The sequence below is a fragment of the Mobilisporobacter senegalensis genome, from assembly GCF_003752155.1.
Classification (GTDB): domain Bacteria; phylum Bacillota; class Clostridia; order Lachnospirales; family Lachnospiraceae; genus Mobilisporobacter; species Mobilisporobacter senegalensis.
The window spans coordinates 179336-202610 of record NZ_RJVG01000005.1 but is presented as its reverse complement, the minus strand read 5'-3'; the positions used below and the strand labels follow the sequence as shown (position 1 = coordinate 202610).

Annotated in this window: 13 protein-coding genes, 1 tRNA gene and 1 riboswitch; of the genes, 12 read left to right on the top strand and 2 right to left on the bottom strand. The window is 34.3% G+C overall.

Annotation, left to right across the window (positions count from 1 at the left end; all coding sequences use genetic code 11):
* The first annotated feature begins 124 nt into the window (after nucleotides 1-124).
* Nucleotides 125-1204, top strand: a complete 1080-nt coding sequence (locus EDD66_RS09955) for a carbamoyl phosphate synthase small subunit (protein WP_123609556.1) — start codon at nucleotides 125-127, stop codon at nucleotides 1202-1204.
* Entirely contained in the window at nucleotides 1204-4401 is a 3198-nt protein-coding gene (gene carB / locus EDD66_RS09950; protein WP_123609421.1) for a carbamoyl-phosphate synthase large subunit, read from the top strand. The genes EDD66_RS09955 and carB overlap by 1 nt, the downstream gene beginning before the upstream one ends.
* A 113-nt stretch (nucleotides 4402-4514) precedes the next feature.
* On the opposite strand, the gene thiT is transcribed toward carB, so the two are convergent.
* Complete coding sequence (gene thiT / locus EDD66_RS09945; protein ID WP_243115336.1) at nucleotides 4515-5177, bottom strand: energy-coupled thiamine transporter ThiT; 663 nt, start codon at nucleotides 5175-5177, stop codon at nucleotides 4515-4517.
* A gap of 31 nt (nucleotides 5178-5208) precedes the next feature.
* A riboswitch (TPP riboswitch) is annotated at nucleotides 5209-5318 on the bottom strand.
* Between the two features lie 358 nt (nucleotides 5319-5676).
* Here thiT and EDD66_RS09940 point away from each other — a divergent pair.
* Entirely contained in the window at nucleotides 5677-8457 is a 2781-nt protein-coding gene (locus EDD66_RS09940; protein WP_123609420.1) for an EAL domain-containing protein, read from the top strand.
* Nucleotides 8458-8522: 65 nt separating this feature from the next.
* Here EDD66_RS09940 and EDD66_RS09935 read toward each other — a convergent pair whose 3' ends face one another.
* Nucleotides 8523-9452 (bottom strand): LysR family transcriptional regulator, encoded by a 930-nt coding sequence (locus tag EDD66_RS09935; protein WP_123609419.1) that lies wholly within the window; start codon nucleotides 9450-9452, stop codon nucleotides 8523-8525.
* A 321-nt stretch (nucleotides 9453-9773) separates the two neighbouring features.
* On the opposite strand from EDD66_RS09935, the gene EDD66_RS09930 reads away from it, so the two are divergent.
* The 9 genes from EDD66_RS09930 to pgmB all read left to right on the top strand — a co-directional run bounded on the left by EDD66_RS09930 (nucleotide 9774) and on the right by pgmB (nucleotide 23261).
* Nucleotides 9774-10931: a peptidylprolyl isomerase gene (locus EDD66_RS09930; protein ID WP_170164315.1), complete on the top strand. Its 1158-nt coding sequence runs from the start codon at nucleotides 9774-9776 to the stop codon at nucleotides 10929-10931.
* A 360-nt stretch (nucleotides 10932-11291) separates the two neighbouring features.
* Nucleotides 11292-15047 carry a phosphoribosylformylglycinamidine synthase gene (locus EDD66_RS09925; protein ID WP_123609417.1) on the top strand — a complete coding sequence of 1252 codons (3756 nt, stop codon included), beginning with the start codon at nucleotides 11292-11294 and terminating at the stop codon, nucleotides 15045-15047.
* Between the two features lie 220 nt (nucleotides 15048-15267).
* Nucleotides 15268-15888 (top strand): uridine kinase, encoded by a 621-nt coding sequence (gene udk, locus EDD66_RS09920; RefSeq protein WP_123609554.1) that lies wholly within the window; start codon nucleotides 15268-15270, stop codon nucleotides 15886-15888.
* 504 nt (nucleotides 15889-16392) lie between these two features.
* Nucleotides 16393-17160: a nitroreductase family protein gene (locus EDD66_RS09915; protein WP_123609416.1), complete on the top strand. Its 768-nt coding sequence runs from the start codon at nucleotides 16393-16395 to the stop codon at nucleotides 17158-17160.
* Between the two features lie 110 nt (nucleotides 17161-17270).
* Nucleotides 17271-17342 (top strand) — tRNA-Gly (locus tag EDD66_RS09910).
* Nucleotides 17343-18225: 883 nt separating this feature from the next.
* Nucleotides 18226-19251 carry a DUF4432 family protein gene (locus tag EDD66_RS09905; protein ID WP_170164314.1) on the top strand — a complete coding sequence of 342 codons (1026 nt, stop codon included), beginning with the start codon at nucleotides 18226-18228 and terminating at the stop codon, nucleotides 19249-19251.
* The gene (locus EDD66_RS09900; protein WP_123609414.1) at nucleotides 19238-20890 is read left to right on the top strand and encodes a sensor histidine kinase; all 1653 of its coding nucleotides are present in this window, start codon (nucleotides 19238-19240) and stop codon (nucleotides 20888-20890) included. The genes EDD66_RS09905 and EDD66_RS09900 overlap by 14 nt, the downstream gene beginning before the upstream one ends.
* Nucleotides 20868-22418: a response regulator transcription factor gene (locus EDD66_RS09895; RefSeq protein WP_123609413.1), complete on the top strand. Its 1551-nt coding sequence runs from the start codon at nucleotides 20868-20870 to the stop codon at nucleotides 22416-22418. The genes EDD66_RS09900 and EDD66_RS09895 overlap by 23 nt, the downstream gene beginning before the upstream one ends.
* 192 nt (nucleotides 22419-22610) lie before the next feature.
* Nucleotides 22611-23261: a beta-phosphoglucomutase gene (pgmB, locus tag EDD66_RS09890; protein ID WP_123609412.1), complete on the top strand. Its 651-nt coding sequence runs from the start codon at nucleotides 22611-22613 to the stop codon at nucleotides 23259-23261.
* Nucleotides 23262-23275: the final 14 nt, after the last annotated feature.

Genomic DNA, 23275 nt, shown 5'->3' with positions numbered 1-23275 from the left:
ACTTAAATTCATACAAAATTCTTTGAAAAGGAAACGAAAAGTAATTTTTTTAAAGATATATTGGGAAATATTTCCAATATCAAAGCAACTTTCAACACAGGACAGAAAGGAACGGGTGCAAGTTATGAAAGCTTATCTAATACTTGAAGATGGAAATGTATTTACTGGAGTGAGTATTGGTGCCATGAAAGAAGTAATTAGTGAAATCGTATTTAATACTTCCATGACTGGATATTTAGAGGTACTAACAGATCCCAGCTATGCAGGGCAGGCGGTTGTCATGACATATCCACTAATAGGGAATTATGGAGTATGTTATGAAGATATGGAATCTTATAAAGCATGGCCAGATGGTTTCATCGTTCGTGAAATTTCTAGAAGAGCAAGTAATTTTAGAAGTGAAGACAGCATTGAAACTTTTCTAAAGAATCAAAATATATCAGGAATTGCAGGAATTGATACGAGAGCCCTTACGAAAATACTAAGAGAAAAAGGTACTATGAATGGTATGATTACTTCCAATGAAAATTATAATCTTGATGAAGTAATCAATAAATTAAAAGAATATTCTCCAAAAGAAGTGGTACAGAAAGTTACCTGTAAAGAGAAAATAGAATACAAACCTGAGAAATTTATAAAAAAGGTTGCCTTAATAGACCTTGGGACAAAGAATAATATTGCTAAATCCCTTGTAAAAAGAGGATGTGCAGTTACTGTTTACCCGGCGGCAACGAAAGCGGAAGAAATTATAGGGGAGAAACCAGATGGTATTATGTTATCTAATGGGCCCGGAGATCCAAAAGAATGTTCTGATATAATCAAAGAAATCAAAAAACTATATGATAGTGATATTCCAATATTTGCTATCTGTCTGGGACACCAGCTAATGGCCTTAGCAAACGGTGGGGATACTCACAAATTAAAATACGGTCATAGGGGTGCCAATCATCCTGTAAAAAATCTAAAAAATAATAGAGTATATTTATCTTCTCAGAATCACGGATTTGTTGTGACGGAAGGAAGTATTGATAAGCAAATTGCCGAACCAAGTTTTGTCAATGTAAATGATGGAACGATTGAAGGTTTACATTATCTTGGCAAGAATATATTTACAGTCCAGTTTCATCCAGAAGCGTGTCCGGGACCCCAGGATTCAGAGTTCCTGTTTGATGAGTTTATTCATATGATGGAGGTATCAAAATAATGCCAAAGAATGAATCAATTAAGAAAGTATTAGTAATCGGATCAGGTCCAATTGTCATAGGTCAGGCAGCAGAATTTGACTATGCAGGAACACAGGCCTGCCGTTCCCTGAAAGAAGAAGGTATTTGTGTTATATTAATAAATTCTAATCCGGCGACCATTATGACAGATAAAGAAATTGCGGATAAAGTTTATATAGAACCACTTACGGTACCAGTGGTGGAAAAATTGATCCAGCTTGAAAAACCAGATAGTGTATTGCCTACTCTTGGAGGCCAGGCTGCATTAAATATTGCAATGGAACTTGAGGAATCTGGATTTTTAAGGGAAAATAATGTGAAGTTGATCGGAACTACTTCCCTTACCATTAAAAAAGCAGAAGACCGTCTGGAATTTAAGAATACCATGGAAAAGATAGGAGAACCGTGTGCTCCTAGTGAAGTGGTAACAACAGTAGAGGATGCAATTGCCTTTTCTAATAAAATTGGTTATCCGGTAGTTGTTAGACCTGCCTATACACTTGGAGGCAGTGGCGGTGGAATTGCTGACAATGAAGAACAGTTGATTGATATTTGTTCCAATGGATTAAGGCTCAGCCGTGTGGGTCAATGTCTGATAGAACGTAGTATTGCAGGCTGGAAGGAAATTGAATATGAAGTAATGCGTGATGGTATGGGAAATTGTATTACAGTATGTAACATGGAGAATTTAGATCCGGTTGGTGTACATACGGGAGACAGTATCGTCGTGGCACCGTCACAAACACTTGGGGATAAAGAATATCAGATGCTTCGTACCAGTGCATTAAATATTATTACCGAACTAAATATAACGGGAGGCTGTAACGTTCAATATGCCCTTCACCCTGATACTTTTGAATACTGTGTAATCGAAGTAAATCCCAGGGTAAGCCGTTCTTCCGCATTGGCATCTAAGGCAACCGGCTATCCAATTGCGAAAGTTGCAGCTAAGATTGCATTAGGATATACTCTGGATGAGATTAAGAATGCAATTACAGGTAAGACTTATGCAAGTTTTGAACCTGCACTGGATTATGTGGTAGTGAAAATCCCAAAATGGCCTTTTGATAAATTTATCATGGCAAAAAGAACTCTTACAACTCAAATGAAAGCAACCGGAGAAGTTATGAGCATCTGTACTAATTTTGAAGGAGCTTTAATGAAGGCAATCCGTTCTCTGGAGCAGAATATATACAGTTTGGATTATGGTAATTATGACCAGTTAGACATAGAAGAGATCAGAAAACAACTTTATCTGGTGGATGACAGGAGACTCTTTGTAATTGCAGAAGCAATCAGAAGAGGTATCACCTTGGAAGAAATTCATGACATTACCAGGATTGACATTTGGTTCCTGGATAAGATTGCAATCTTGGTAGAGATGGAACAAGAGTTAAAAACAAAGACATTAGATGCTGATTTATTAAAAGAAGCAAAGAGATTAGAATATCCGGATAGGGTAATTGCACAGTTTACAGGTAAATCAATGGAAGAGATTAAAAAATTACGAAAGCAGGAAAATATCATTGCAGCTTATAAAATGGTTGATACCTGTGCAGCAGAGTTTGAAGCTTCCACACCATATTATTATTCCTGCTTTGGAAGTGAAAATGAAGTAGTAAACCACAAACAGAAGAAGAAAGTTATGGTACTGGGATCGGGCCCAATTCGTATCGGTCAGGGAATTGAATTTGATTATTGTTCCGTACACAGTGTATGGGCATTGAAAGAATGTGGATATGAGACGATTATTGTAAATAATAATCCGGAAACAGTGAGTACTGATTTTGATATTGCAGATAAATTGTATTTTGAACCGTTAACACCTGAAGATGTTGAAAATATTGTAGATTTAGAAAAACCAGATGGTGCTGTGGTACAGTTTGGTGGTCAGACAGCCATTAAATTAACAGAAGCATTATTAAAGATGGGAGTCCCTATCTTTGGAACCTCTGCAGCTGATGTAGATGCGGCAGAAGACAGAGAATTATTTGATGCCATCTTAGAAAAGTGCAATATCCCAAGACCTGCCGGCAAGACGGTCTACACAACAGAAGAAGCAATAAAAGCAGCCAATGATTTGGGATATCCGGTGCTTGTCAGACCTTCTTATGTACTAGGTGGTCAGGGAATGCAGATCGCAATATCAGATGAAGATATCATAGAGTTCATGGAAATAATTAATCGAACAGTTCAGGAACATCCAATTCTGGTAGATAAATATTTGATGGGTAAAGAGGTTGAAGTGGATGCAGTGTGTGATGGTGAAGATATATTAATACCTGGTATTATGGAACATATTGAGAGAGCAGGGATTCATTCCGGAGACAGTATTTCAGTCTATCCGACCCAGAATGTATCAGCTAAGATGAAAGAAGTAATCGTGGACTATACAAGAAAATTAGCAAAATCCCTTCATGTAATTGGGCTGATTAATATCCAATTCATTGTATATGAAGAACAAGTCTATGTCATTGAAGTAAATCCTCGCTCGAGCCGTACCGTTCCTTATATTAGCAAAGTAACTGGAATCCCTATTGTAGACCTGGCTTCCCGTGTCATTCTGGGAGAAAAGATCAAAGATTTAGGATATGAACCAGGATTAGCAGAAGAATCAGAATATATTGCTATCAAAATGCCAGTTTTCTCTTTTGAAAAGCTTCGAGGAGCGGATATTAGTTTAGGTCCTGAGATGAAGTCGACTGGAGAATGTTTAGGCATTGCAAAAACATTTAATGAAGCCTTATATAAGGCGTTCTTAGGTGCCGGTATCAATCTTCCAAAACATAAAAAGATGATATTTACTGTAAAAGATGCAGATAAATTAGAAGCAGTAGAAGCAGCAAAAAGATTTAAAGCTTTAGGATATGAAATATATGCGACCAGAGGTACTGCTAACGTATTTCTTGAAAATGGTATCGATGTTATTAAGGTAAATAAAATTGAAGAAGAATCTCCAACACTACTGGATCTTATCTATGGGCATGAAATAGATTTAGTGATTGATACTCCGACCAATGGACGTGATAAATCAAGAGATGGCTTCTTAATAAGAAGAATGTCGATAGAGACCGGAGTAACCTGCTTAACATCCATAGATACCGCCAATGCATTATTAACAAGCCTTGAGAATTCAAATAATGAGAATTTAACATTAATAAATATTGCTGAAGTGTAAATCAGGGAGGTTGGTTAGATATAGGAGTGAAGGTCGGTTAATGCATTAACAACCTTCATTTCTCTCATAAAAAAGAAGTTCGATAACTTTTGTATCGAACTTCTTTTTTTATATTAAGCTGTTCTTTTTACTTCTTTTAGGGCTAATGTTACTGGTGGTAAACATAGAATAATCACCGTAGCAATAAGCTCTGGAATAATATAAGTTGCATTATAGCCCAGTGTATAAATTAACGAATTCATATTTTCAGGAGCATAACTTCCAAAGAATATGTAACCAGAGATTACATGGAAGAGATATCTTCCAAGGATACCAACAATGCAGCCTTTTACTAAACCATAATTACTTTTATAAAATAGACCAGAAAGACCCAGTGCACCAAAAGCAAGTGGATAATCAAGTATTAATTGCCATGGGTGATAAATATAAGGATCAACAATAAGTTGAAGAATACCATAAGCAATTCCAGTTGTTAAACCAATTTTCGGTCCGTATAAATATCCAATAAAACAAATAAAAAACATACTAAATAGAGTGATAGAGCCACCAAATGGTAATGAAGCAAGTTTAATAAATGAAGTTATGGTTGCAAGAGCAAGTGCCATGGATGCGAAAACAAGTTGCTTTGTATTCATTCTTTTTTCAGATTTACCCAATAGTGTGATTATAAAAATAATCAATAAAAGTAGAATGACAAGAGCAGCATACCCTGCCGGTCGTAAAAGATATTCTCCGTCACCTTCGGTAACAAAGAAATGAATTAGATTTTGAAACATAAAAAATCCTCCTTTGATTTGCGCATAGGAGGGGCCATAATGGATGCTTCCTTACGCCGGCATTAACCGGATCAAGTAATGAGGGTAGTGAACGTATAATGAATGAACACCTCTCAGCCGCAGGCTCCCCTAGCAAAAAATATTTGCTTTATTTAGTTTATGTACAATAATTAAATTGTACGATTTACTACTGCTTCAATATAACAATATCAGTGATAAAAGTCAAGTAGGAATGATAATTTTGGTTGAATTTGATAGTAATCTAGAAGGGTATTCAGATTTGGAGTAAAACATATTTATGTTAATTATTACCAAAATTTATGAAACTTTTTAGCACTTTATGAAATTGAATTATCTGAATTTTAATGTTATAATAGTACTAATTTACGGGAAAATGCACGAATGAAATCAAAGTGTAATATAAATAGGGATTATAATCGTATAAATAGAAAAACTTTACATAAGTAAATATCCTTTTTAGGACTACAAGGGGGCACCAATGAGACAGGGCGAGATATTTTGGAGTGAAAATCTTACAAATGATAAATTAAATAATATATTAAGTCTTATTTCAGATATTTATTTCGAATATGATGTAGTTAAAGATTTATTAAAGTACAGTGGAAATGACGTTGAAGGCGGTATATTAAAGGAATTCAGTAAATATGTCATTACTACGAAATATATTCATGAAGAAGACAAAGACAATATTTTAAAGTTATTAAAGAATAGAACAGTAGGGAACCTTGAATATCGTCAGATTGATAAAAAGGGTAATATTACCTGGCATTTTGTAAGGACCAAAGCATTACTTAATGAGAATAATGACTTAACCACTTTAATGGGATGTGTCTATAATATTGATAAACAAGATAAGAGAAATATTAATGATGTGAGCAAAATATATTTTGATTCTTTAACAAAGCTGAATAATAAGATGGCATTGGAGACCAAGATCAATAATTATTTAAATGAGGAGGGGAAAGGAAAGAACCATGCTTTCTTAATTTTAGATATTGATAATTTAAAAGCAATCAACCATAATCTGGGGCGTCTGTTTGGAGACACCGTACTTAAAAATGTTGCAGATACATTTAAAAAACTTTTTTATACTGCAGGATATATTGGCCGTATCGGAGGAGATGAATTCCTTCTGTTTTTAAAAGAAATCAATAAAAAAGAGGAATTAGATAAAAAAGTAAGCATGATCAAAAAGGTTTGTGAGGAAACCTATAGCGGTGAAGGGTTAACAAATCAAATATCTTGTAGTATTGGAGTTTCAAGATATCCGAAAGACGGACAGGATTTTGATTCTTTGTTCAAAAGTGCGGATCACGCTTTATATGAAGTGAAAAATCAAGGTAAGAATGGTTATATATATTACAATAAAAAAGACAGGAAAGAAATAGAAACAGAAAAGTATCATAATACATATCAGGTAAAAGAAGATAGAAAATTTGGATATTCTATATTTGATAAAGAAATTACTACATTTGCATTTGATATTATGGCAAGTACAAAAGATATCAGTAGTGCCATCAATATGTTGCTTCAGCAGCTGGGGAAATATTACTGCGTTAATCAAGTATCAATATTTGAGACAGATGAATATGAAAAAACTCCTAGATTAACATATCTATGGAGAGCAAAAAATGATAAGAAAAATATTTACAAACAATATACTTTAAAGAATTATGATCAGGAATATAGCAGCTTTTTTAATGAAAAAGGCTTTTTTGCAGTTACAGATTGTGCTGCCTTGGACAGCAACGAATATCCTTATTATAAAGTCATCAACTCTTTGGGAGTAAAATCCATACTACAATGTGGTATCTTTGAAGAGGGGAATTTCCGTGGCTGTATTAGTATTGAGGATTGTGATGAACATAGAACCTGGGTGAAAAGTGAAATTGATTCTTTGCTGACAATTACTAAAATTGTTGCATCTTATTTATTAAAGATAAGAACATCCCAGCAAAGTAATGAGAAAATGGAAAAGATGCGTAATTATGATGAATTGACAGGAATTTCCACCTTCTATAAGTTTAAAAGAGATTCTGAAACTATTATCCGTCATTCCAAAGAAAAAGATAAATTTGCAATTATTGTATCGGATATTAGTAATTTTAGATTTATTAATGATACTTTAGGATATAAAAAAGGAGACCAGGTACTTTGTGATTATGCTGATTTAGTCACTCAGAGTTGTAAACAAAATGAACTGGCTGCCAGAATTTCAGCCGATAATTTTATGTTGCTCGTGAAGTTTAAGGATGAAGACTCTCTAATGAAACGAGTTGATTCTGTAAATGAAAAATTTCGCCAGGGGCAGAAATTAAAAAACAGAAATTTAAATATTATTATTATTAGTGGAGTATGTGTAATTCAGGATAACATTGATATTTCCACTGCCATTGACAATGCCAATATCGCAAGAAAAAGTATAAAATCTTCTCAAAGACCACAATGTAAACTATATGATGACCAGATGTTTGAGAAGATCACAAAAGAGATTGAAATTGCCAACTCCATGGATGAGGCATTAAAGAATAATGAATTTAGTATTTATCTCCAGCCTAAGATTAATCTTTCTGATGGGAGATTAGTGGGAGCAGAAGCATTAGTCCGCTGGATTAAACCAGAAGGTACTATTATACCTCCGGACAATTTCATTCCACAATTTGAAAGGAATGGATTTATTATTAATTTAGATTTCTTTGTTTATGAAGAAGTTTGCAAAACTCTGAGAAAATGGATCGATAATGGTGTCGATGTGATACCAATTTCCGTAAATGTTTCAAGGGTTCATTTAAACGAGGAAGACTTTGTGGGGAAATTCAAAAAATTGGTGGATAGTTATAATATATCGCCAGAATTACTTGAATTAGAATTAACAGAAACTATCTTTTTAGAGCATACAGAATTGGCTCTAAATGCCATGAGGGAATTTCGTAAACTTGGATATCAGGTATCCATTGATGATTTTGGCGCAGGCTATTCATCCTTAAACCTGCTTAAAGATATTCAAACGGATGTGTTAAAAATAGACAAAGGATTCTTTCTCCAAGGTGAGATGAATAAAGAAGGCAAAGTGATCGTATCTAATATCATAAATATGGCGAAGGAACTTAATATGAAGGTATTATCCGAAGGAGTAGAAACGAAGATGCAATCAGATTTCTTGCGTGATATTTCTTGCGATATGGCCCAGGGATATTTTTATTCCAGACCGGTACCAGTGAAAGAATTTGAAAATATTATGGATCAAAGTTTAATTTAAAAGAAGAATAAAAATGCCGCTGTATATAAAACAGGGCATTTTTATTTTGCTGTTATTATAAAATTTTATAAGCTGCTTTCATTTAAACTGATATCTGATTCATTAATGATACCGGAGTTGTCCAGACTATCCAGAAAATACTGGGCAGCGCCGGAAAGAGGTATTTTATCATTATATGCAGCTACTAAGGTTCTTGTTGGCAATTCTTCCTCTGTCTTTAGGGTAACAAGCTCTTTGTTATCTTCGCTAATACAAAAGTCAGGAATAAATGCGACCCCAAGACCTATTTTAGCTAAGTCAATTAACAGATCATTACTGCTTAATTCAATTGCCGGAACGAGATCCAGTGAATGCTGGAGAAATAGATTATGAAGATATTCACTGGTAGTTGAGTTTTTCTCCAGCATAAGTATTGGATAATTTAATAAGTCTTCTAAAGATAGTTTTGTAGATTCTATAGGAAAAGCCTCTTTATTAACAATGAATACATCCTGAAATTCTTTAATGGTCCGAATGCTTGTTATATTATTTAATCTTGAGTTAGGAGTGTTTATAATGATAAGGTCAACTTGATTATTCTCAAGTAATTCTACACATTGCAAAGAAGTCCCGTTGGTAACTTTAATATGTACTTTTGGATACTTTTTGTGGAATTCATTTAAATATGGAACCAGAAAATATCGGCAGATAGTATCACTTGCTCCAATTCTTAACTGACCGCCGCCTAATTCATTGGCTTCAAATATTTGATTTTCTCCACGCATAATAAGATTAATGGCCGGCTCTATATGTTTAAATAACATTTCGCCTTCTTTTGTCAGCTTGACCTTTTTCGTACTTCTAATGAAAAGAGTCTGGTTTAAACGCTTTTCCAGAACTTTGATCGATTGACTTACTGCTGACTGAGATATGAACAATTCTTTTGAAGCCTCGGAAAAACTAAGTGTTCTTGCAACCTTATAAAACACTTTGTATAATTCATAATTGATATCCATACTTTGACCTCCCGTTAATCTTATGTTTAGTTGCCATGCTACTAAATAAGCAAAATATTATAAGCTTTACTAATGAACACTTTGATAGTAACATACATTCTGATAAATAACAAGTAATATATTTTGTTACGGTAACATGGTAAAGTGAAAATGGCAGCCTTCAGATAAATATGTAGTTTCTGTGAAATCCTTCTTTGAACTTGACTTATCCTAGAAAAAGGTTAAAATATTATTCATGACGATATGAATGAATTATGATTGCTTTCTATGCATATTAAATGGATTCCATCGCCTACAAAAACTTATAATGGAGGAAACAAAGTGAAAAAAATTAAGAAAATCATATCAACTTTACTTATATTTACATTGGCGCTGACTTTAGTGACTGGATGTAGTAAGTCAGGTGGAAGTGAAAATTCAAAAAAATTAACTGTTACAGTTGGGGATTCAAAGGTATATCTTGATGAGATGATGTACTATATTTTTATGAATGAATATCAATTGGATCAGTATGATCAAATGTATAAAGCATATATGGGAACAAGTTATTGGGATATGGAATATTCTGAAGGCGTAACGATGCGTGAATTCGCAAAAACTTCAACTATGGATATGGTAGTTCAATATGAGATATTATATGCTGAAGCGAAAAAAGCAGGATATGAATTAACAGCTGAAGAAAAAGAGACTCTTCCAACAAATGTTGAACAATTTATGAGTGCAATTACAGAAGAACAATTAGAAAAAACTGGCCTTACGAAAGAAATTGTAGAAGATGTAGTTGAAAAATTAATGGTTACCAGTAGATATATTCAGGATATGATTGATAAATTTGAAATAGATGATGCTGCAATTACGGCTACCGTGGATAAAGATGAATTAAAACAATATAATACCCAGGCGTTATTTGTTGAAACATCAACAATTGATGAAGAAGGAAAAACAGTTGCATTTTCAGATAAAGAAAAAGCAGATGCTAAGAAGAAGTTAGATACAGTTCTTGAGAAAGCAAAAGCCGGCGACGAGTTTGATAAAATCGTCGAAGGTCAGGAAGAGATTCAAAAACAGGATAATAACTTTGTTATAGGCCAGGGGGCTGTAAGTGAAGAATACGAGAAATTAGCCAAAGGTCTGAAAAATGATGAAGTAACAGATGTTGTTGAAACAGCAGATGGATACTATATTATTAAAATGGTCAACAACAATTCTGATGAATCTTATAAAGCTGAGGTAGATAAAAAAATCAGTGAAGAAGAACAAAAGCAATTTGAAGCTGAATATGCAAAGATTAAAGAAACATATAAAGTTACAATCAACGATGAAGTTTGGAATGAAATTGTAATGGGTGAAACAACTCTTATCCAGGCAGAGGATACAAGTGCAGCAGAAGGAACTACGGAAGAAAGTTCTGATGCAGCACAGGACTCAGATTCTGAGAGTGCAGACGATACTGAGGCTGATGAGACAGAAGCAAAATAATTATCTGAAATCATAGCTGATATTTATAAAGATAGAATGGCTCATAACAAATATATTTGTTATGAGCCATTACTATGTGATATTATAATATGGCTTAAAGGTCAATAGTTTGTATAAAGTTCAACTTAAGAATCAGATCGTTGTCAATATATTGAAATATTAATTGACAGGAAACTTAATAAGTGATACTAATGATTGATTAAACATATATTAATTTTATTTATAAAACAACATATGTTATAATATGTACAATAAGCAGATTAGTATGTAAAAGGTATGACATCTTTAAGGGCCTAATCTGTATAGATATGACAAATTTGCTTCAATGAACTGATGAACATTGCAATGTGGAGGTAAACCATGAGTAACGTAAAGAGAATTTATGTAGAAAAGAAAGAATCTTATGCGATCAAAGCAAAGGAATTAAAAGGGGAAATAATAAATTATCTTGGTATAAAAAATCTTGTAAAGGTCAGAGTGCTAATCCGTTATGACATCGAAAATTTAAGTGAGGAAACATATTCAAAATCTCTTGGTACCATTTTTTCTGAGCCGCCTGTAGATTATTTATATGAAGAATATTTTCCATATGATAAAACAGATAATATTTTCTCTGTAGAATTTTTACCGGGCCAATTTGATCAAAGGGCAGATTCGGCAGTACAGTGCGTGAAACTTCTTAATGAAAAAGAAGAACCGGTCATTCGTTCAGCAGTTACTTATGTGTTATCAGGAAATCTTGATATAGATGAAGTGGAAAAGGTAAAAGCATATTGTATTAATCCGGTAGATTCCAGGGAAACCAATGAGATAAAGCCGGAAACTTTGATTTCTGAATTTGAAGAGCCGGAAGATGTAATAATCTTTGAGCAATTTATTCAATCTAATGAAGGTGACTTAAAGGAATTATATGATTCTTTAAGTCTTGCAATGACATTCAAGGATTTTATCCATATCCAGAATTATTTTAAGGAAGAAGAACATCGTAATCCAACTATGACTGAGATTCGGGTTTTAGATACTTATTGGTCCGATCATTGCCGCCATACTACATTTTTAACAGAATTAAAAAATATTGAATTTGAGGATGGTTATTACCAAAAACCAATCAAGGACTCCTATGACCGTTATCTGACAGATCGTGAAGTCATATTTAAAGGAAGAGATGATAAATATATCTCTTTAATGGACATTGCTCTAATGGCTATGCGTAAGTTACGTGCAGATGGTAAATTAGAGGATATGGAAGTATCCGATGAAATTAATGCATGTTCTATTATTGTACCTGTTGAAATTGATGGAAAAGAAGAAGAATGGCTGGTGTTCTTTAAGAATGAGACACATAATCATCCAACGGAAATCGAACCTTTTGGTGGTGCAGCCACATGTCTTGGGGGAGCAATCAGAGATCCCCTCTCAGGGCGTGGATATGTGTATCAGGCAATGCGTGTGACAGGTGCAGCTGATCCGACGGTTTCATTAAAAGAAACATTAAAAGGCAAATTATCTCAGAGAAAAATTGTCACTGGTGCAGCAAGTGGTTATAGTTCTTATGGCAATCAGATTGGTCTTGCCACAGGTCTTGTAAATGAAATCTATCATCCCAATTATGTGGCAAAAAGAATGGAAATCGGAGCTGTTATGGGCGCTGCCCCAAGACGCAATGTAATTCGTGAAAATTCTGAACCAGGAGATATGATTATCTTACTGGGCGGCAGAACCGGGCGTGACGGTTGTGGTGGTGCAACCGGCTCTTCTAAAGTCCATACGGAAAGTTCCATTGAAACTTGTGGTGCAGAAGTTCAAAAGGGAAATGCCCCAACGGAGAGAAAGATCCAAAGATTATTCCGCAGAGAAGAAGTGAGTTCTATTATAAAAAAATGTAATGATTTTGGTGCAGGTGGAGTATCTGTTGCAATCGGTGAATTAGCAGATGGCCTTCATATATATCTTGACAGAGTTCCAAAAAAATATGCCGGCTTAGATGGAACAGAACTTGCCATTTCTGAATCCCAGGAAAGAATGGCCGTTGTGGTAGATAAAAAAGATGTTGATAAAATGCTTATCTTTGCAGGAGAAGAGAATCTGGAGGCAGTGGTTGCAGCAGAGGTGACGAAAGAACCAAGACTTATAATGCTCTGGAGAGACAAAGAGATCGTAAATATATCCCGGGCATTTTTAGATACAAATGGTGCCCATCAGGAAACAGATGTACTGGTCTTGATGCCAGATAAGGAAAACAATTATATCAACAAAGAAATCAATGTGAGTGATTTAAAGAAGAAATGGCTTGAAAATCTAAGTGATTTAAATGTCTGCTCTCAAAAAGGTCTGGTTGAGATGTTTGATAGTTCCATTGGAGCTGCTACAGTAACAATGCCTTATGGGGGGAAATATCAATTAACTCCAACACAGACTATGATTGCAAAATTACCAGTTTTAAAAGGAAATTGTGATACTGTGACCATGATGAGTTACGGTTTTGACCCTTATCTATCCTCCTGGAGTCCATATCATGGTTCTGTATATGCAATTATCTCATCAGTGGCTAAGATTGTTGCAGCAGGCGGAGATTATTCAAAAATCAGATTTACATTCCAGGAATACTTTAGAAGGCTTGGAGCAGATAAAAAGAACTGGGGTGAACCATTCGTATCGCTCCTTGGTGCTTACGATGCCCAGATGAAATTAGGACTTCCTTCTATCGGTGGGAAAGACAGTATGTCAGGAACATTTAATGATATCAGTGTTCCTCCAACTTTGGTATCTTTTGCAGTAGATGTTGCAAAATATAAAGATGTAGTCACTCCTGAACTAAAGAAGGCAGGGAATGTTTTAGTTAAATTTACAATTAAGAAAGATGAATATGATTTACCGGACTATTCTTCTTTGGTCTCTATGTATCAGGAAATAACAAGGTTAATCAAGGAGAAAGTCTTAACATCAGCCTATGCCATATCCTTTGGCGGAATCTCTGAGGCGGTTAGTAAGATGGCATTTGGCAATAAATTAGGAGTGACCCTTGACGAGAGCCTAAGTAACAAAGAGTTATTTGCACCGGAATATGGTTCGATCATTGGAGAGATTTCAGAATCAGATCTGGATAAGATCAAGGTGGAATATAAGAGAATCGGTCAGATTACTTCTGACGAAAGGTTCGTATGTGGCAATATGATTGTAAGTATGGAGGAAGCTTTAAATACCTGGATGGGAACTTTAGAAAAAGTATTTCCAACAAGTTCAGGGGTGGAAGATAAGGTAATTGATACAAAACTTTATGATGCCAAGACCATTTATATTGGTAAGGAAAAATATGCAAAACCGCAAGTATTTATTCCTGTATTTCCGGGAACCAATTGTGAATACGATTCCATGCGTGCATTTGAAATGGCTGGTGCGGATGTAACAACAACAGTATTTAAGAATCAAAATGAAGCAGATATCAGAGATTCTGTGGAAGCATTTGTAAAGGGAATCAATGAAGCACAGATCCTTATGTTCCCAGGCGGATTTAGTGCGGGAGACGAACCAGACGGTTCAGGTAAATTTATTGCAACTGCATTTCGTAATGAGAGGATCAAAGAAGCGGTAAATCAGCTTCTAAAAGAGAGAGATGGTTTGTGTCTTGGTATCTGTAATGGTTTTCAGGCATTAATTAAATTAGGTCTTGTGCCATATGGAGAAATTACACCTGCAAAAGAAGATTCTCCTACTTTAACAACGAACAGCATCGGACGTCATATTTCCAAAGCGGTCTATACAAAAGTTGTCAGTAACAAATCACCATGGCTGCAAAAAGCAGAATTAGGCGGGGTCTATTCCATACCTGCTTCTCATGGAGAAGGACGTTTTGTAGCCAGTGAAGAATGGATTCAGAAATTAATTAAAAATGGCCAGATAGCCACTCAGTATGTGGATATTAACGGTAATCCCACTATGAATGAAGACTTTAATCCCAATGGTTCATACTATGCAATTGAAGGTATTACAAGTCCGGATGGAAGAGTGTTAGGCAAGATGGCCCATTCTGAACGCAGTAGAGAAGGTGTATCATTAAATATTGTTGGAAATCAAAATCAATATATCTTTGAATCCGGTGTAGAATATTACAAATAAATAATGAAGCTGTTGCAAAAATAGTTTTATCAAAAAAGAAGGAACTAACTACTTCTTTTTTGACAGAAAAGGATAAAATTTTGCAACAGCTTTTTCTGTATTTACAGGAGAATGTATATATTTGGAGCAGCTTATAGAATTTTCTGTAAAGTTAAGACATTCCGTTGATTATGAAAAATTATCGTGTTATAATGTGGGGAATAAAGATTGGAGGACAAAGATGGAAGACGTTATTGTAATAGGTGTGGCAGGAGGGTCAGCATCTGGTAAAACTACGGTTGCAAACCGATTAAAAGAGGCATGTAAAGAAAGTGTTGAATTATTAAGTCATGATTTTTATTATTTACCACATAATGAATTGCCTTTTGAAGAGAGAGCAAAATTAAATTATGATCATCCAAATGCGTTCGATACAGATAGATTAATCAATCATATTAAGCTATTAAAGCAATGGATTTCTATAGAACGGCCAGTATATTCTTTTACAGAACATAACAGATTAGCAGAGACTGTAAGGGTAAATCCATCGAAAGTAATTATTGTAGAAGGATTTATGATATTTGAAAATGCAGAATTACGTGACTTAATGGATATAAAAATATATGTAGATGCAGATGCAGATGAAAGATTGATCCGCCGTATCGTAAGAGATGTGAAAGAACGTGGAAGAAGCCTTGAGTCTATTATTGAGCAATATACGAATACAGTGAAACCAATGCATGAATTATTTGTGGAACCATATAAAAAATATGCAGATGTGATCATTCCCAGGGGCGGTATGAATGATGTAGCGATTACGATGCTTATTAATCGCATCAATGCAATTATAAATGAAGAATAAGAGTAAGAATAAGAAAAAGAGTAATAATAAGAATAACCGAGAGTGTTGCTTTCAAAAGCACACTCTTTTTTGATTTTTTAGAAAGTAACAAAGCCTGGATGCATAAAATGTAAAGTTTAGATTTAATAATTTCACTCAATTTTAAATATTAATAAAATGTTACAAAACAAAAATAGTTTTAATATTCACTAATAAAACAGCCAAAATATGACTAAAATGTGGTAAAAAATACATAAATAATTTATAAATTATTTTGATGAAGAAAATGGTCAATCTATTTCGTTTTATTGATTATGAGGAACTTCAAATTTCCTGTAATACCGTTAAAATGTACAAAAAGTAGCCTTTAAAAAATTATAAATTGTGCAATAAAATTTTCAATAATATGTTAGAATATAGTATAGAATAGGAAAAATATAAATATTAATTAAATGTGACATAAATGTTAAATAAATATTAAATGATTTTTGAATAGAGGGAGTGCTCCTAGAAGGGTGAGGACGAATGAATTTATACGATGCTATATTTGTTAGAAAGTCTTCCAGAAATTATATCATGGAAGAGATTGAACCACGAATTTTAGATAATCTGATGAACTTTATAAAACATGTTTCATTGCTGGATGAACATTTTAAAGTATCTTTTAAGATTTTAAAAAATTTAAAGGATACCAATGAATTACCAATAAGTACGAATGTAAAGGCCCCTTATTATTTAGTGATCGCATCTGAGGAAAAAGAAGATCATCTATTAAATGTGGGATATGTTATAGAGCAGATTTCTCTGTATTTAACTACCAAAGGAATTGGTTCCTGTATTTTAGGAGTTTCAAAAGTAAAAAGAAGTCAGATTGCTGACCTGGAATATCCAGTTGCATCTATTATGGCTTTTGGAAAAACAAAAGAGAATATATATAGAGAAAGTAGAAAAGCAAGGCGTATTAGTGAAGAGCACTTATGCAGTTATAAATCTGAAATTCCAAACAGTATAAAATCAATTATAAAAGCCGCCAGATTAGCCCCATCAAGTATGAACAGCCAGCCCTGGAGATTTATATTATATGATAATCGCATTCATGTATTTGCAAGAAAAGATTTCTTATCAGGCCGTCTATTAAAAAACACACGGGAAATTGATATTGGTATCATGCTTTCCCACATCATGCTCACTTCTGAAGAATTATGGCTTGATATCGTTGTGAAGAAGCAGGATAATATTGCAGAAAAAGAGTTTAAAAAGAATGAATATATAACAAGTGTGTTAATTAAATAAATAGTATAAAAAAACACAAAAAATTAAAAAACTTTTCCAAAGGTATTGACAAACTCAATTATATATAGTATATTATGTCATGTGCTTAAGAAATGCACATAACATAATATGCACGAGTGGCTCAGTGGTGGAGTATCGCCTTGCCAAGGCGAGGGTCGCGGGTTCGAATCCCGTCTCGTGCTTAATAAAGTAAAAAGGATATCCGGATGGATATCCTTTTTACTTTATTCGAGTCCAATCCTGGACTCGAAGTTCGAATGTCTCCGCTTCGCTCCGGTCCGCGCATAACCGAGGTCCACTGGACCTCGTGCGCCGTCTCGTGCTTTCCCAATCCCTTGTTTTCAAGGGATTTTTTGCTGCGCTGATATGTGCACCGTATCTATACTACGATTTCGTGTTCTTTCTATCGCTCTTTTTCAGAGCTTTATTCATAATATTAAGGTTCTCTTGTTCCGTATTGGGATTGTAAATATAACTTAGAGTAGTCCTTTCATCAACCTGTCCAAGCATATCCCAAAGATAATTACATTCATCTATTCTACGAAAAAAGCTTACATCATTTACAAAAGTATAAACAATACACTTTGCTGCTTGGTGTATATGAATTCTAGTGAATTTTATTTTATTTAATTTATTTAATATGATATCATGAGTTTATATTTAGTTAAAATTCATGATAATAAATGGGAAATATCAAAGGGGGGATATTATGATATTTTTCTCCAAAATTTAATTAGAAAATAATGAAGTAAAACAACACCTAATTATAGTTGTTATTATCCAAAAAAATATGTGCACTATTATGTGTACATTAATCAGAAGTGGCTATTGATAAACTTCGTCAAAGTAAGGCTAGGTTTGGAATTGCATATGTAATATTTTCGAATAACAGAATGGTATAGATGTGCTAAAAATATTGTAAGAAAAGTCAAAATTCTATAAGAAAATTTAGTGTATTTTGTACTGAGTTTTTTCAGGTCAATATTTTACATCATAAAGGAAATGTCAGCTATTTAATGCTAATTATATTTTCGATATCCTATGTATAAATAGGAGGAAATGAATATGGCAGAATATTATGACAGGTATGGCAAAAAACTACAAATCGTGACCATAGATAATGGTTGTATGTCGTTTACAGTTCTCCCGGAGAGAGGCATGGATATTGGTAATATTTATATAAATGGAGAAAAGGTGTCTTGGGAGGAACCAGAGGGGGAACTGCTTCATCCAGACAGTGTTGATTTAAAAGAACAGGGATCCTGGGACAAAGGATTTGTAGCCAGCGTTACGACCATTGGTCCCGAGGTGTTTGGAACACCGGATAGGATAAGAACCGTGCATGGAACCGGTGCTTATTCAACTGTAGATCCTTACTCTTTTTCTCAGAAGGAAACGAAGGAAGAGATAGAGGTTATGGGTACAGTAACAATTCGAGGATATGAGAAGAACCCGGTGTATAAAAAGGATATCCGCATAGTCACTAAGCGGAATTCCACTTTTTTAACTCGATATGAAAGAACATTCAATCTTACAGAGAACAGGCAGCATATTGATGATGGATTTCATATCCAACCGGCAGGTGCTTTTGTATCAAAAGGAGGTAGATACGTGTTACCTGTAAAAACAGAACATATGTTACTGCGTGACTCTGCTCCAATCGAGGAGGACCCAAAGAGAATATATGATCACAGTATGAAACTGGATCCTATCAGATGCTATCAATATGTTCCGGCAGAAGTACGGGGACTAGAGATGCTTCCTCTTCCGAATACCCATCATGTCACAGCGGAGATGCTAGTGGATGATAGATGGACGATGGCAGCTGTTCTTGTAAGACCTTTAGATGTATTTCCGAGAACATTGATTGCCAAAAGAGCAATAAATAAACCTATGTACGCAATTGAGCCGTGTAAGACCAGGCCTAATTCAATCAAACAAAAAGCCATTGATGGAGAATTGATGTATCTGGAGCCTCACAAATATATGGATTCCTGGATTACTTTAGGATATCTGCTTCAACAAGATGAGATAAAGGATGTTGCGTCTAGAATTGAAGAGGCGCAAGGGATAAAGGATGAAAAAAAATAGTTTTATTCTTAAGTTCAGCGTTATATTAATGGCAACATTTTTGCTATATGGAACATATGTAAGCCGGGAAACATACCAGAATATTCTGAAAAATAACTATAAAAATATAGATATTATGGTGGATGTGGATATAGAAAGTCTAAGGCAGACTCATGAATTAATCAGAGGAACCACTTTTTCTTTGTCAGGCAGTGATTCAATAGAAGGCTGGCGAAGGGATGAAACTTTTTTCTCCAGGGGAGATAAGAGGAGTCGGCTGAATCAGGAGAACCTGAACAAGATAATGCAGAAGATTCTTACAGATAACAATGTATGGAACTTTGAATTGTTTGATTATGTTGCTATCTATGAAAATGATCAATTGTTAGCGTTTACTTATACGAAGCCTTATAGCGCAAAACAGATTATTACCTCTTCTAGAATAGTATATGAGCAGATTAAGGACATGGAAGATTATACGGTAGAACTTCCTCCTACAGAAGATGATTATACCATTTATACCACATTACGTATCAAATCAGATTTTAAAAGTGCCAAAGCCTTATATATAATTGGTGCTACAAATGAACAGTGTTTTGGAGAAAGATTGAATAGTCTGGCTACTTATGATGGTTCACTGGTGTTTATGACAAACAAAGAGGGAACCGTTTATTCTTCCAATGATAGTAAATGGTTGGGCAAAGAATTGCCAAAGCAGCTATTTGTATTGCCTAATTCAACAGTAAAAAGTGAGCTTGTGATGAATGGAACCAGTTATATTGTAACAAAACGAACGATAAATAAGGGATACGACCTAATCTATCTTTATCCGAAACAAGAGGTAGTATTAAGTACTTTTATAGGCATGAGATACTTTATTATGGTATCGATACTATTTGCTGCATTTATAGTGGTGATTTTTGTTCTTATGACGAATGGAGTAAAGCGTTTGGTGAAGAGTGCCTATGAGTCCAAAATATTACTTGATGAAATGGAGATTAAATTTCTTCAACATCAAATGAATCCACACTTTCTGTTTAATATTTTATTAACGATACAAATCAAGGCAAAAATGTCGGGAGATGAAAAGATTTACAAGATGATTTCTTCGTTGTCGGCATTATTGAGGGCAGGTATCTATAAAGATGCACGTGCCATTGTGTCAATAAAGGAAGAACTTGAATATGTAGAGTATTATCTCTGGCTGCAAAAGGAGAGATTTGATGATCGTTTAAACTATAGTATTGATATATTAGATGCTTCCATACTAAACTGCAAAATTCCCAGACTTATTATAGAAGCCATGGTGGAGAATGCTATTGTGCATGGTATTGAAAATATGTCAGAAGGAGCTATGGTTCGTGTTACTTTGGAATATGCTATTGTAAATGGAAAAGAAGAGATTTTGATTCATGTCATAGATAATGGAATTGGTTTTAATGCGGCAGAGGTAGTTTCAGAAAAAGTAGGTTTAGAGAATGATGGCAGCATACGGCGTGATAAAATGGGGCTTAACAATACCAATCAAAGATTGAAGTTGATTTATGGTGAGCAGTATGGTTTAGAAATCCGAAGCAAGGAAAATGAAGGAACTGATATTAAAATACATATACCCAAAAAGTTAATGGAGACGGAAAATGATAAAAGTAATGATAGTTGATGATGAACGTAATATCAGAGAAGGTATTATTCATTTAATTAATTGGAGAGAATTAGGGTGTGAAGTGGTACATTCTTGTAATAACGGCAGTGCTGCTCTTCTGTATATGGAGGGAAATCCCGTAGATATTGTTGTGACTGATATTAAAATGCCGATTATGGATGGAATTGAGCTCAGTGAAAAAATTAGTCAAAAGTATGGGGCTAAGATAATTATATTAACAGCGTATTCTGATTTTGGATTGGCGAAGCAGGCAATCAAGTATAACGTGTCGGATTTTATTGTAAAGAATGAATTTATAGAAGAATTGCCCATATCTATCAATAAAACCATAGAGAAAATTGTAAAGGAACGAGAGATGAGTGAATCCGGCACATCAGAGATGCCTGGCAGCTTAAATTATGTCAGTATTTTTCAACGTCTGATCACTACGGGGGAAATTTCAGAAAAAGATATAGAAGAAGGGAAGTTACAGGAGAACAACTATGTTCTTTGTGCTTGTGATATAGGTTATTACGATAGGGTTACAGGGAATCAAAATATGTCAAAGCTTCTTAATAATATTCTTCGAATCTCATTGAAAGATTGCAGCTATAGTATTATACCGTTTACAGATTCCTACTTGATTATTACGGTAAGATATAAAAAGAATAGCCCAATCAATATTAATACCATAGTAGATTATTTTAACAGTATAATCATCATGATAGAAGAATTCATGAATATTGATATGAAATTGGGTCTTAGTTCTGAAATAAAAGATATAGCACAGCTTAAAAAAGGATATGAAGAAGCAAGACAAACATTGGCTAAGATAACAACGGAAGGAACGGCTATCAATGTGTATACCTCTCTGTCTTTGGCGGGTGCTATTACAGATTTTGATGTGGACAGATACACTAATATGCTGTTAGAGATGACCTTTGATGAGGAAAGCCAAGAGGCAGAAGAAAAGCTGGCAGAAGGTTTTGAAAGGTTGGCTGATACCGGCTACGCTTTTGAACAGTGTCAGTTATATATGCTGGTAATCTGTAGCTCTATTATTCATAAAGCGGTAAAGTATCATCTGGATGTGGATCAGGACTTTAATGAAATGGAAAGGGAAGTATATGAGAAGATTCAGAATGCAAAAACGATATATAGTTTGATTCTTGTAGGAAACCACACCATTAAAAGAGTCAGAATGCTTTGTATAGGTAAGAAAAATTTTAAAAATGAGTTGATAAAAAAGGTGGATGAATGTATACGAAAGCACTACAAGGAAGAACTTAATCTTCAATATATTAGCAATGAGCTGTACCTTAACAGTAGCTATGTAAGCCGGGCTTATAAAAAATTGACTGGTCATACTGTTACCGAGAAGATTGCCATGTATAGAGTAGGGAAGGCAAAAGAACTTCTGGCAGGTACTAATACAAAGATTTATGAGATAGCACAGGCAGTAGGATTTAAGGATGCACCGTATTTTACCAATGTTTTTGTGAAATATACTGGAATGAGTCCGTCTGAATTTCGGCAGGAGCAATAAGAAGACACATCAAAATATTTTTATATAAGTAAAAAATACACAAGAAAAATAAGAAGAATAGTACATAAAACAAGAAGAGGTCAAATTAACATAACAAGTAGAAAAATAATTCTATTCTGAGTAACAAGATGAAAGGGTATTATAATCTTGCACTAAAACAAGTTTTAGAAAAATAATTAGTGGAGGATAGATATGAAATATGAATGTGCTATTTTTGATTTAGATGGTGTAATTGTGGATACTGCAAAATACCATTATTTTGCATGGGCTGCTCTTGCCAAGAAGCTGAATATCAACTTTACAATAAAACACAATGAACTCCTTAAAGGCATATCCAGAGAAGAGTCGTTAGAAGTTTTGTTGGGCTATAGTGGATTAATTAATAAGTTTACTCGAGAAGAAAAAAATCAGATGATGGAAGAGAAGAATCAATTGTATTTAAGCTATATTGAACAGATAGGCAGGGATGAACTTCTAGAGGGAGCATTATGTTTACTAGAAACATTAAGAAATAGAGGGGTTAAAATAGTATTAGGATCAGCGAGTAAAAATGCTCCTTTGATAATGAGTAAACTTGGAATTGAGACTTATTTTGATGTGATAGTAGATGGTAATTTAGTTAAAACAGCAAAACCTGATCCGGAAGTGTTTATATTTGGGGCGGATAAAGCGTTAGTTCCGTATGAAAAATGTGTTGTATTTGAAGATTCCATAGCAGGAATTCAAGCAGCATTGGCTTCAAATATGTTTGCGGTCGGCATTGGAACGAAAGAAGATATGCCTTTAGCGAATGAAGTTATCAGTAACTTGAGTCAATTTGACGTGGATAGATTTTTTTGTTAATTATTAAATTCGAG